Raw genomic sequence first — 13,069 nt, 5'->3', positions numbered from 1 at the left:
ATAAAGCGTTTGCGTAAGACGTTAAGCATCACGTAAAAGTTTACATGCACTGATGAATAAACGGTCAACCGTACCTATTAGAGCCTGACTTGACCAAGGCATTAAATGCCGATGTAGTGATAAGGTAATAGGTTTCGGATTTACATCATGGCGCGGGTAAAAAGCCTATTTAGACGCCGAATATATGGTAGTGAACCAATCATTCAAAAGTGTTGTAAAAGCTGAGGCGTCCATATATGGTCAAGTAAACTTTCGAGCGAGCCCTGTTTGCTTATTTCAGTCGCTTTTTGTACTTGTGTGGCTTCAGGGAGGATTACCCAGGTTTGGGGGCTTTTTCTTTTTTTCTTTAGTCACCCTCTGCCTTTAATCTGGCGTGTGCAGTGGTCTTAGATAAAAATTGACTCAATACGAACAATCTAGGATCAGTCTTTTGAACAAGTGACTTCCTGGGTAAAGCGGAAACGATTCACCTGCTTGCCTTAACACTCCAGATTCTAACCATGCACCAATGATTTCCTTATAAATTGGAGGCAATTGTTCTATTGGCGTGCTATCAGCGGTTCCCATTCCAGCATAGTAACCTAAGTGTAAGGTGCAATCTTCCTGGGAAATTAACAAGTAAGGGGAGCTAATCTCTTCGTTAGTCCAACTTCTAATTTTATCAATTTCAAATTGACTCATAGACCACTCATCCAACTAAAATTCAATAAAATGTACAAACATTTAAAAACTACGTGTGATGTTTACTTATTGCTACTTTCAACGTCTCGTAAGGTCTTTTGAAACACATCCATGACACTTGGGTTGGTTTTGCCAATGCTGGATAACTTTTGAATGAAAGCTTGAAGTTTGCCAATCTCTGAGCTTGCTACCGCAAGCTGTGCTTCGAGTTGGATCACCTTCTGCGCTAATTCCACGTCTTTCTGTAAATAAGAAATCAGTTCCTTATTATCAGGCGAAACAGGCTTACCCCTTAAACCTTGCTTTTTTTGCTTGTATTCGTGCTTGATATTAGCGTACTTGTCGAGCGTTTGTCTCGTGGTGGCAATACCTAAACTGGATTCAATTTTTGTGACTAAAAAGTCCCAGGTTAATTTACCTTCCCAGCTTCGAATGAGTGCCTGTATGGAAATTTGCTGTTCAGTTTCGAGTGATTTAAGTGCCATATCACCTCCCTAGAGTGAACCTAGAAAGCCTAAGAAATTATTCGTGGCTTCATCTTTGCTTTTAGCGTTTTTGGACTCAAGCGCGGCTTGAATGGCATGCTCGACATCAGGCAGCGCCAACTTGTGTTCTCCCACGGTTTTTGTCTCTAAGTTAGTGATTCTTATGCTGTTTGAACGAGTGAGCAAACGCACCATACTGCCTTTTTCGATGGTGTTATCGGATAGCACTTCAATGAGGTGCTTTAGCATGCACGTGTTGCGATAATGGGTTTTGTACCACATCTGCATGCTTTGACTGGTGACAAAGTTAATGGCTTCCTGAACCCTTTCCAAGTTATGCGTCTGTACTTCTAGATCCTTCATAAGCAAGGCGATTGCCTCACTATCATGAGCGATATGGCAAGACGATGAACACAGCGTACATTGTGTTTCAAACTCCGACATGTAAGTACAAGGTGATAGGGCTAGGTTCTGAGTGCAAAACCCTGTTTCATGAGCAAAAGTCGGCGTTTCATTATCGATTGCATCATTGTATTGGTTCATGGTTCTAATACGAAGGCTTACCTTCTCTTGAATGTAGCTTTCTAGCTCATTAGAGTAAGAGATATCCCCAATCACCGAGGCGTTCTCGGCGTCCGAGGTGTGGATATACGTCAGGGTCTGCTCTGCGCTCTGTCGACCTGACAGCAGGGTAATGAGGTGATGAGGCAACCCTTTTTTCGCAAGATAATCATTTTGCCAATGGCGCAGTTGGTGCGGCTTGAGCGTGAAGTCGGAGGCAAAGCCATGTCGCTCAAAAATAGTCAGTCTGTTTTTTAGGCGTTTAATTATTTCATCAGCAAAGAACTTAGCGAGCGTACCTATCGGAACCAAAAGAAAAGGGTGCGTTAACCTGCCGCCCATTTGCTTTTCTGTATACATAAACAAGGCGTATTCAACATCGACAGACTTCGTTTGATAATAATTATAGCCGCTCAGTTGAGATTGATTTATCTCGATGGTGTGATTTTGAAAGGTTGCCACGGTAAGCGCTTGTTGACCTGCGGTATATTTTTGGTATTGAGATTGTGATGTGAAGCAAGATCCTGTAAGCGCCCGAGCGTAAGGGCAGTGAGACTTAAACACTAGTGTGTCGAACGGCTCAAGTTGGGCGATGGGTTTGATGAACTTCGTTTGATGTGGATTTTGTATACCTGTTTTGTCGGTTGCCCCTTTTGTGTCGGGTGAAACTCGCACGCATTTGTCACTGCCGTCAAAAAAGCCCAGCAGCAAGCCAAGATGCAATAGTTGGGTGGGTTTGTTCATGGATGGCTTTAGCAGGGCGATGTTCTCATCGCTAGGCTTAACGTCACCCAGCACTTCTTTCAGTGGGCGATTTGGCTGTCGATAGAACCGAGCTAGCGCTCTGGCAGGCTCCGTCGCTAGGATGGTGAAGTGCAAGGCCCGGTCTAGACTCTCAACCATTTCGGCATTGATGTGATTTTGATTGTCCTTGTACCCCTTTGAGCCCCGCCAGTTGAGATAATGCACCGTTTTTTCTTGTCCATCGACAACTTCTGTATGTGGCTTTATTCTCTGCACGGTTAAAAGCGGTTGCTCTGCGCCGATCCGATTGGGTGACGCCATGCCTAGCGCTGCCATGGTACAAATAAAGCTGTCTCGCAGCGTTTGAGTCGAAGCGATAAGCGGTTGCCAAGCATCAATATCATTTTGGTCATCATCCATATAGGGGGGGATGACATCATGAAAGATAGCGCCGAGCGCCAACAGCGCTTTTTCCGAAGGCAGTTTGCTTTTCTCCGCCGCCAGTGCTTCATCACCACTTTTCTTTCGTATTGTATCTTGGGTGTTGTTTATGTAGGGCAGGCAGCTTTGGGGCAGCATTTTATGATGGTGTAGCCAGTTGATGAATCCCGTTAGGTAGCCTGAGTATGTCAGCGAGTCGATGGCGTGTTGAATTTTATCAAGGGAGGCAGAGGCGACATTCTCACCTAAGTGGCAAAGGAAGCGTCTTGCAGTTGTGATTTTTTGTCGCTTGTGATGTGTGCCTACGTTTTCCTTTAATACATCAAGCGTATAGGCAAACAATAAATCGTGTGTTTCAGGCGCTAATCGATCATCTTCTGTGAAGAGTGTGCCTATTTTTGGTTTGTGTTTATCCAGATTACAAAAGAGAATGTTTATGGTTTTACTGTCGCTGTCGGTGAATGTCATCGCCATGTCATACCATGAAGCAGGCTCCCCCTGAGCGTTAGTAAAGCCCATTAGTGGCTGCGTTTTCTTTTTGGCTGCATAAGCACGTTGATTATCAATGTAGCGATTTATCGTGCTCATATCTGCGCACCTACTTTCAGGTTTTTTCGCTCTTCACACAGCGCAATCGTCACTCGGATATAGGTGATGATGGTTTGCAGCCGTTTGAGCGTGGCGGGATGCGCTGATTGACTGTTAATCGCCAGTTTACGCTCGGCTTTATCCAAATACGGCTGATGGTTGGCGGTTTCTAGAGGTCGAAAGTTATCACAGGGATAGCACCCCATCGGGGCGGCCCCTTTTGACTGACAACTGGCGCAATTGGCGGGGTTCAGTTTGTGCCCCATTTCCTCATCAAAAGGACTTTTAACCACAAAATCAGGGTGTTGCTGTAACTCTTTCGAAGAGATGCTATCAAAGCGCTGTATAACACTGTTCCCCGCAAAGGCTTGGTCAATTTTGACCCGTTCCGGCGCTTTTAAATCAAGATAGGATTGGATGGACTGCACGGTGACACCGGTAATGGCGGCAACCTGTGCGGGGCTTAATCCCATCCAAGCAGCAAGGGTTAACTGGGTGTGACGCCAGCGATTATTTTTAAAGGCAAGGGGCTGATGGGCGATGCGGTCACTTTTAATGTCGAGCTTTTGATTGAAGAGGTAATCAATATTACTTAGAAGATTCACAGAAGATAGATGAAACGCCTCGGATGTATCGCTCACTGAGCGAAAGAGGCTCGCTTTCGACTCGAATTTTGCTGAAAATAAACTTTGGTCTGGAAGCAGTGGCAGTCGTTGCATTAGTGCTTTGGTGTCACTCTCGGAAAGCGTAATGTTGCACTGGCTTAAGCAGGTACATAGATAGTTTTCATACGCTTGGTAATATTGGAGTAGCAATTCAGACAGGTTTGGAGCGAGTCGATGTGAGCGTGATTCGGCATTGCATCTAAATCCTCCGTCTTTTCCTTTAAAGGTTCGCAAGTGCAATTGCTCCACATCAGAAAAGTGATGCTGTGTCAGAGGCTGCCAATCACGGTTATGCTCCTTGTGTGAGGTAAACGCCTGACCCACTCGCAAGAGGTCACACCATTTGAGTTGAACTAATTGTGTAGGTCTTCTTACTATGGCGACAATCAACTGACAAGCCAGAACATTTCTCAGGCGGATAAAAGGGTGTGTGGTGATGAACTCATTATCGAGAGCATGGAGCGTTTCGATTCTAAGGGCTTCTAGAAGGTTGTCACGCTCGATTTCACTGTACGCACCTATTTTTTCATCAAGGATGCCTTTATGAAAATTGGTTCTCCCTAGGTTTTCTTCCTTAACGAGGTTATAGAGTGGAGTCAGGATAGGGCTACGGTACTCATGGCTTCTCTGACAAAATGCGTATAGCGCATCTCTTGTACTCCTTTTATAGTCCGTCAGTGTTAGCCACCACGCTTCAAAGGTCGCTGGCTCTATATACTGGCAAAGCGTTTTTAAGATGCTGACAAAACCATTTAGACTTGTATAAGCATAATGTTTAGCTGCGTGAGCGATAGCCAATCGCAAGTCGAGAAAAACGTCGCTGTCTAACGTGTGCATCCAGCCAAGGTAAAGGGTTTTCTTGTAACCGAGCACCCACTCATCTGAAAAGAGGTCGAAATCATAGCCCTCAATTTTTGACTGAAAGGTACTTGTTCCTTCAAAACGATTAATTAAATCATTTAATTCAAGGCTGTTCATTGGTCACCTCTCAGGTTGGGCACGGATCGTCTCAGGTTTTTCGATGAGATTTCCGCCACCGTCACGGCTAATTGGAATTCGTTGTAGACGGAGGCCATTTTTGAATCTTCCACCCAACCCATCGCATATTTACGAAGGTCTTCAATTTTATCTGCCGAAAATCCTTTCTCTTTTGCTTTATCTTCAAAGATTTCATTCCATTTATGACGAAGTAAATGGGGGTGCAGTGCTATCTCAGTGGCATCCCCAAAGGTCTTAATGACCTTGTGAATGGCGTTGTAAGATATAGGCTTTCCGATGGTTTTCCCTTTTTCCGAGATGAACACAAAATCATGCTCATGAGCGTTTGGGGTACTATTACGCACGGTTTCAATGTAGAGCTTAATGAGCTTTATCAAGTCGCGAGAGATAGAAACTGAGAGTGCTTTTGTTTTGTTCGCGGCGGGAAGCCGCCTTGTGTCCGTAGGGTCATTAGGTGTTCGGGTCAGTCGGAATCTAGGGGTGCCCCAATCATCCACTAAATCACTCACCTTCAATTTCAATACAGCACCCACACGAACGCCAGTATCAATCAATATTTGGGCGATGATTTGATTTCGAAGCTTGCTCGACTTGAATGGGTTATTTGGCGAGCGCTCTTTAATAATTTCTAATAAATCAAAGAACTTATTCGCTGAAATCACGGATTCAAAGGGATCTTTAACAACTGTGTTGTCTTTTCTAGAGTGAGATATCACCGAGCTTATGTAGAGTTTAAATTTATTAAATTGAGCATCCGTACTGATTTGCTGATCAGTTTCAGCTCTATCGTAGTGATGGCACACATATAGGAATTCAATGTAGGCTTTCAGGCGATTGAGGCGTTGATTAAACGTATGCGCTGACACTTCTGGCTGACTGTTGGATGTCGCATGTATCGCATCTCTGATCCTTTTATCAGTCAGGCTGACTACCGTGCTGTCTTTGTTATCGTCTTTTGTGTCCAAATAGAATTTACCAGCACGAATGTAGTCATCAATTTCCTCGATCGATAAAAACGATCCACATGCTACACGCCCAACAAGGTCAATACCGTTCTCCATGAAGAAGGAATATAAAAACTTCAACTCATAGGCATATTTCTTTCGGGTGTAGAATGAAAGTGACTGTTTTGAGGTGCGTGATCTCGTTTTGGAAAGTGGGGAGTTATGATTGTCGTTTAGGTAAGCATTCAGGTACAAGCAGCATGGGAGGCAGCCGTTCCTAACCACGACTGGAAACGAAGCGCCTTTTATATCCTTATATATCCTAACCTGAACATTATCCTTTAAATTATTCATTACATAATTTAATGTCGATTATACATAAATATACTATGATGGGTCTTTGTGGTTTTGTAAAGATAAAAAACAGATTATCTAAGGAATATGTGATACAAACTAAATCTGATTCTTTACTTTATTTTTGGTGGAGAGTACTCACACAAGTCTTCAATGATACAGCTGCCACAGCGGGGTTTGCGCGCAAGGCAAGTGTAGCGGCCATGCAGGATAAACCAGTGGTGCACATCGACTTTAAATTCTGCCGGCACGACTTTTAGCATTTTCTCTTCCACTTCGACTACGTTCTTGCCGGGCGCGAATTTAGTGCGATTGGCGAGGCGGAAAATATGGGTGTCGACGGCTATGGTTGGCCAACCAAACGCAGTGTTTAGTACCACGTTAGCCGTCTTGCGGCCAACGCCGGGCAGAGACTCTAGGGCTTCGCGGTTTTCTGGTACTTCGCCATTGTACTTTTCAATCAAGATCTCACAGGCTTTGATCACATTGATGGCTTTGTTGTTATATAAGCCTATGGTTTTTATGTATTGCTTTAAACCTTCTACGCCAAGGGCATAAATGCTGTGGGCCGTGTTTGCCACAGGAAAGAGTTTATCCGTTGCCTTGTTGACACTCACATCTGTTGCTTGTGCCGATAACGTCACTGCCACTAGCAGTTCGAAGGGACTTGAGAAATTGAGTTCGGTTTCAGGTTTGGGATTGTTATCGCGAAGACGAGTGAGGATCTGGATACGTTTTTCTTGATTCATGTACGATTCCTGCGCTGTGGTGGGTGTCAACTCTCAACCGTTCATTATCACTATCTTATTAATGATGATTGATGAGTTTACAACCCACGTTCGCTGCTTTTCTTATGCTTTGAGTTTTGCCGCTCATCATGTGCTAGGCACACATTAAACGCGTTAACACGAGCGCCATAATGCCTATCGTTACTTGAAAGCCTAACCTACCTTAGTGATCCGTGCGCGGGTAACGCTCGGTTCTGCGGCGACTTGAGGTTGGCGTTCTTTGACTTTTTTATCAATCACATTTTTCAATGCGATCAATAATCCCATCACAATAAATGCACCGGGTGGCAGCATAGCAAGGAGAAATGGGGTATCGACTTGCCATAGATGCATGGTTAACGATTTAGCCCATGGGCCGAGCAGTTGATCCGCACCATCAAACAGTGTGCCTTGACCTAAGATTTCCCGCGTTGCGCCCAGCACTGTAAGCACTAAAGTAAAACCAAGGCCCATCATTAGACCATCGAAGGCGGCACTAAACGCATTATTACGCGAGGCAAAGGCTTCGGCGCGGCCGATGATGATGCAGTTCGTCACAATTAATGGCAGGAAGATCCCAAGGGATAAATACAGGCCGTAGGCATAGGCATTGATGAGCAGTTGCACTGTGGTGACTAGCGCGGCGATGATCATCACAAACACAGGAATACGAATTTCTTTGGGTACATAGTCGCGCACCAGTGACACCAAAATGTTAGAGCCAATTAGCACCAGCATAGTGGCTAGACCAAGGCCAAGGGCGTTAGTGATCGTTGCAGTAACCGCGAGTAGCGGACATAAACCTAACAGTTGCACTAGGCCTGGGTTGTTTTTCCACAGTCCTTGCCACGCAATTTCGCGATAATTAGTCATGGTTGGCCTCACAATTTAGCGGCTGGCTGAAAATTTGTGCTTGGTTAGTGCTGAAATACCATACCGCGTTTTTGACTGCTTTAACATAAGCGCGCGGGGTGATGGTTGCACCGGTAAATTGGTCAAAATCACCGCCATCTTTTTTAACTAACCATTGCTTATCATCTGCAGAGCCCAGCACTTTACCAACAAACTGAGTGACCCAATTCGATTTACGTAGTTCAATTTTGTCACCCAGCCCAGGGGTTTCTTGGTGGGACAAGGTACGTACGCCTAAGACTTCACCTTGGATATTAATCCCAACAATTAATTTAATATTACCGCTATAGCCATCGGGTGCGATGGCTTCCATGGCGATAGCGACAGGCTTGCCTGCATGGGTAGCAATATAGGCCGGCATTGGACTATCCGTGCCTAATGCTTCTTTGTTTAATAGCAAGGTACACTGAGCGGTAAGCTCGTTATCATGAATTTCATCAGGGATTAATTGTTGCAATACTCGCATCAATTCCTGTTGTTCTTGCTGCTTAATCTTGTCAAAGGTTTGTTGATTGACCGCGGCGACGAGACCCGTGCAAATCAAGGCAAACAGTGCCAATAAAAAACCATTTTTAATCATCGGATTTTTCAACTCTTTTTCCTTAAGCTCTCGTAACCAGCAGAATGACATTATCTTGTAGCATGACTAGTCCGCCCAATGGCCTTAGCTAGCTGAATGACCATAGGTGCGTGGCCGCACATAGTAGTCAATAAAGGGAGCGCAGAGGTTAGCCAATAACACAGCAAAGGCAAAGGCGTCAGGGTAACCGCCTTTAATGCGGATGATATACACCAACACACCAATTAACGCGCCGAAGATAATGCGACCACGGGGGCTGGTTGCAGCTGTGACGGGATCGGTTGCGATAAAAAATGCCGCTAACATGGTCGCGCCAGAAAACAAATGTAATAGGGGACTGCCTTGGGTATCGGGCGACAGTAAGAAACCGATACTCGATGCAACAAAGAGCCCCAATAACACGCCAGTACTGATGTGCCAACGAATGGCTTTCAGTTTAAGTAACACTAAACCGCCAGCCAGATAAGCCAAATTCACCCAGAACCAACCTACGCCTGTGCTGCCATCAAAAATGGCTTTAGTCAGGCTTTCTGTGGTGGTTAATCCAAGGGATAAATCGGTTTTAAGGGTATCGAGTGGCGTCGCCATTGCGATGCCATCTATCCCTAAACGAAACTGTTCCAAGTTAACGTGGGCGTCAATGTTGAAGATAAGTTGCAAGCTCTCAGCTAGGCTAGGTGAATGCAGCGCAACGGTACTCGGTGCTATCCAAGTGGTCATTTGCACTGGGAATGAGATTAACAGCAATACATACGCCGCCATTGCAGGGTTAAACAGGTTATGGCCTAAACCGCCGTAAAGGTGCTTAACGATAACGATCGCAAAGGCGGTGCCCATCACTATCATCCACCAAGGTGCTAGGGGAGGAATGGCGACACCAATCAAGATTGCGGTCAGCATGGCGCTGTTATCGCTAAGGCTGGCTTTGATATTACGATTGCGAAGTTTCATCACCGCGGCCTCACAGCTTAAGGCAACTATAATCGCAAGCAACACTTGAACAAGCGTGCCCCAGCCAAAAAAGGCGCATTGCACCACAAGGCCCGGCAGTAAACATAAAATCACCCTTTGCATCACAGTTGAGGTATGCAAATTACGTGTGACATGGGGTGATGAGGCTATTTTAAACGCCATTGTGTTCCCTTTTTATCATTCTGTTCTTAATCATTAGCAACATTTGAATCGCTCGAAGCTTCGGTTTTTTGAGCGAGTGCCGCTTTTTTGGCTTTTGCCTTGGCAATGGTCGCAGCAATCCGTGCTTTTTTAAGCTCATCGCCTGATAAGGCTGCCGTTTCAATGGGTTCTGCGGATGGTAAAACGGCTTCGGGTTTAGCTGCGACGGTGTCAAGTGCTGCTATCGACGGCGATGCCACGTTCGCTTTAGTTTGAATGTCGTCAACTGACGTGGACTCTGCCTCTAAATCAGACTTAGGCTCAACAATTGACGCCGCTGCTTTTTTCGCTTTGGCACGAGCAACTGCGGCAGCCACTTTCGCCTTTTTAATTGCTTCAGCGTTGTTAACGTCAGTAGCGGCTGCTTCTGTATCATCATTCACATCTGCTTGAACGCTAGCTGCGGAATCAACTGCTGGAGTCGCGGTCTGAGTTAAATCATTGTCAGCATTTGTCTCAGCTTGCTGCGCGGCTTTTTTCGCTTTAGCACGGGCAACCGCGGCGGCTACTTTGGCTTTCTTAATCGCTTCTGAATCATTAACGATAATTTCAGTATTGCTAACTTCAATATCACTAGCGGCGGTCTCTACTTGCAGCGCCGCTTTCTTGGCCTTTGCCCGCGCGACTGCGGCAGCCACTTTGGCCTTTTTATCATCGGCAGCGCTGGCTTCTGGTGTGCTGTCAGCCGTTTCAGTCGTTTCAAGCGGCGCGGTATCGGCTTGCTGAGCCGCCTTTTTAGCTTTGGCGCGAGCAATGGCCGCGGCGACTTTGTCCTTCTGAGATAATGGCGCTTCTTGCGCGATTGCATCTGTTGCTAAGAAGGATTCATCACTGGCATCAACATTCACCACATTGTTTGTGTCTGCGCCATTTGTATCAGCACCATTGGCATTCACTTGGGCGGCTTTCTTCACCTTAGCGCGGGCGATAGCTGCGGCAACGGCAGCTTTACCCTTGGGCGCGTCTGTCGTATCAGTGCTTATTACGTTTGATTGATGATTCAATGATTCTTCAGTCGACAACTCTTCAGTTGCTGATTGTGCCGCTGCGGCTTTTTTCGCGGCGATCCGTGCCATGGCTTCAGCGACGGCATTTTTATCCGTGCCAGTCATAGTCGCTTGTCTGCGCTCTGCGGCTTCTTTGGCTTTAGCTTCACGGGCAAGCTTTTCTTCTTCAAGACGCGCTAAACGGGCATCGAAACGCTGTTTAGCGCGCTCCGCTTGCTGCTTTTCATCGGCGGCTTGTTTAAGTGCGGACTTGGCAATGCGGTAATACTCGACTAAGGGAATATCACTCGGGCAGACGTAACTACAACAACCGCATTCAATACAATCCTTTAGATTGTAACTGGCTGCTTTGTCATATTCTTCGGCCTTGGCGTGCCAAAAGAGTTGCTGTGGCAATAAGAGTGCAGGGCAGGCATTGGCGCATTCGCCGCAGCGGATACAGGCTTTTTCTTCTGGCGTAGTTCCTATTTCTTGGCTGCTTGGCACCAGAATACAGTTAGTACCTTTTAAAATAGGCACTTGGATATTCGCCAATGCATGGCCCATCATAGGCCCGCCAATAATCACCTTTTGTTCAGGCTCTGGCGTGAACTCAGTCGCAGCTAGCACATGCTCAACAGGTGTGCCTATCGGTAACCAGTAGTTCCCCGGTTTACCGACATTTTTGCCCGTCACAGTCACAACGCGCTCAATCAGCGGTTTACCTTGGGTAACCGCTTGATGAATTGCAAAGGCAGTGCCGACGTTATGCACGACGATACCGAGTTTGGCGGGAATAGCGCCCGAGGGCACTTCGCGGCCAGTAATGATTTGAATTAACTGCTTTTCACCACCAGAAGGATATTTTGTCGGAATGACCGTTACCCGAATACTATCCGCTGGGAGCCCACATTGGACGACTGCAGCTTGCATGGCTTTGGCCGCTTCTGGCTTATTATCTTCAATGGCGATAACAATGCGTTTTGGCGTTAATAACCGATGAATAATGCCAATACCCGCGAGGATATCTTGGCTGTATTCGCGCATTAATCTGTCATCGGCGCTGATATAAGGTTCGCACTCGACGCCGTTGATGATGACTAAATCAATTTCACTGACCGGATTAAGCTTAATATGAGTTGGAAACGCCGCGCCGCCCATGCCTGCAATGCCAGCAGCACGGATCTTATCGATCATCTGTTGATGGCTTAAGTCATCAAGATCATTTTGCACCAGCTCACACCAAGTGTCTTTGCCATCGGCCTGGATAACGCAAGTGTTAACTGGCAATGCTGAAGCATGGTTACTGGCCCTTGGCTCAATGGCAACGATAGTGCCTGATGTCGGTGCATGCACAGGTAAATGCCAAATGGAGGTGCCTTGCGTTAACGGCGTGCCTTTTAATACGCTATCGCCGATGTTTACCGCAAGTGTGCAGTTTTCACCGACTTGAGGAATGGGCACTAAGTACGTAGCGGCTAAGGGCAGTTGGCTAATCGGCGTCGCGTTCGAGAGGAATTTGACTTCGGGTGGATGTATACCACCGGGTGAGCGCCAAAGGGTTCCTTTATCTAATTGATCTAATAAAGTTAACACCGCTTTTCCTCTTCTAACTGTGGGTCTTGATTCTGAATCTCTTGAATGAGAGTCACTGGGATGGCATTTAAGCGCCAGTTCCAATTTTTAAGATTCTGGGTGACTGGGATCATATCAATACAATCGACGGGACAAGGCTCAACACAGAGATCGCAACCCGTGCAATCGGTTGTCAGCACAGTATGCATAAGCTTACCTGCACCGATAATCGCATCCACGGGGCAGGCTTGAATACACTTAGTGCAGCCAATACATTCGTCTTCACGTATGTAGGCGACCTTTTTCACTTGAGATTGTGCTTCGGCATTCAGCGGCTCTGGCTCGACGCCCATCAGGGTCGCCAGTTTTTCCATGGTGGCAGTGCCGCCGGGAGGGCATTTGTTGACTTTATCGCCGTTGGCAATCGCTTCAGCATAAGGGCGACAGCCAGGGTAACCACATTGACCACATTGGGTTTGTGGCAGAATCGCTTCGAGTTCATCGACAATCGGATTGCCTTCAACCTTAAATTTAACGGCGGCAAAACCGAGTAATAGTCCAAAGACTAATGCCAATAGGGTCAACAATATGACTGCAATTAAAATTCCGGACAT

The 13,069-nt window shown here is 46.2% G+C and carries 11 protein-coding genes; all 11 read right to left on the bottom strand.

Annotation, left to right across the window (positions count from 1 at the left end):
• Nucleotides 1-402: 402 nt before the first annotated feature.
• Nucleotides 403-681, bottom strand: a complete 279-nt coding sequence (locus L5M71_RS17190; protein WP_263171474.1) for a hypothetical protein — start codon at nt 679-681, stop codon at nt 403-405.
• A gap of 62 nt (nt 682-743) precedes the next feature.
• Nucleotides 744-1,166 carry a hypothetical protein gene (locus tag L5M71_RS17185; protein ID WP_263203807.1) on the bottom strand — a complete coding sequence of 141 codons (423 nt, stop codon included), beginning with the start codon at nt 1,164-1,166 and terminating at the stop codon, nt 744-746.
• 9 nt (nt 1,167-1,175) lie between these two features.
• Complete coding sequence (locus tag L5M71_RS17180) at nt 1,176-3,500, bottom strand: hypothetical protein (RefSeq protein WP_263203806.1); 2,325 nt, start codon at nt 3,498-3,500, stop codon at nt 1,176-1,178.
• Nucleotides 3,497-5,143, bottom strand: coding sequence for a hypothetical protein (locus L5M71_RS17175; protein ID WP_263209900.1), 1,647 nt, complete (start codon nt 5,141-5,143; stop codon nt 3,497-3,499). The genes L5M71_RS17180 and L5M71_RS17175 overlap by 4 nt, the downstream gene beginning before the upstream one ends.
• A complete protein-coding gene (locus L5M71_RS17170; protein ID WP_263203803.1) occupies nt 5,140-6,249 on the bottom strand; it encodes a tyrosine-type recombinase/integrase in 1,110 nt (369 codons plus the stop codon). The genes L5M71_RS17175 and L5M71_RS17170 overlap by 4 nt, the downstream gene beginning before the upstream one ends.
• A gap of 326 nt (nt 6,250-6,575) precedes the next feature.
• Nucleotides 6,576-7,211, bottom strand: coding sequence for an endonuclease III (nth, locus tag L5M71_RS17165; RefSeq protein ID WP_219233611.1), 636 nt, complete (start codon nt 7,209-7,211; stop codon nt 6,576-6,578).
• Between the two features lie 192 nt (nt 7,212-7,403).
• A complete protein-coding gene (locus tag L5M71_RS17160; RefSeq protein ID WP_028760019.1) occupies nt 7,404-8,102 on the bottom strand; it encodes an electron transport complex subunit E in 699 nt (232 codons plus the stop codon).
• Nucleotides 8,095-8,733 (bottom strand): electron transport complex subunit RsxG, encoded by a 639-nt coding sequence (gene rsxG, locus L5M71_RS17155; RefSeq protein WP_105252444.1) that lies wholly within the window; start codon nt 8,731-8,733, stop codon nt 8,095-8,097. Before rsxG ends, L5M71_RS17160 begins: the two co-directional genes overlap by 8 nt.
• A 72-nt stretch (nt 8,734-8,805) precedes the next feature.
• Nucleotides 8,806-9,855: an electron transport complex subunit RsxD gene (gene rsxD / locus L5M71_RS17150; RefSeq protein ID WP_263209898.1), complete on the bottom strand. Its 1,050-nt coding sequence runs from the start codon at nt 9,853-9,855 to the stop codon at nt 8,806-8,808.
• Nucleotides 9,856-9,881: 26 nt separating this feature from the next.
• A complete protein-coding gene (gene rsxC, locus L5M71_RS17145; RefSeq protein ID WP_263209895.1) occupies nt 9,882-12,476 on the bottom strand; it encodes an electron transport complex subunit RsxC in 2,595 nt (864 codons plus the stop codon).
• Complete coding sequence (rsxB, locus tag L5M71_RS17140; RefSeq protein ID WP_063884360.1) at nt 12,470-13,069, bottom strand: electron transport complex subunit RsxB; 600 nt, start codon at nt 13,067-13,069, stop codon at nt 12,470-12,472. The genes rsxC and rsxB overlap by 7 nt, the downstream gene beginning before the upstream one ends.

The organism is Shewanella sp. SW1 (assembly GCF_025653545.1).
Classification (GTDB): domain Bacteria; phylum Pseudomonadota; class Gammaproteobacteria; order Enterobacterales; family Shewanellaceae; genus Shewanella; species Shewanella oncorhynchi.
Note: the sequence above shows the minus strand (reverse complement) of the source record. Positions and strands in the feature narration are given on the sequence as shown.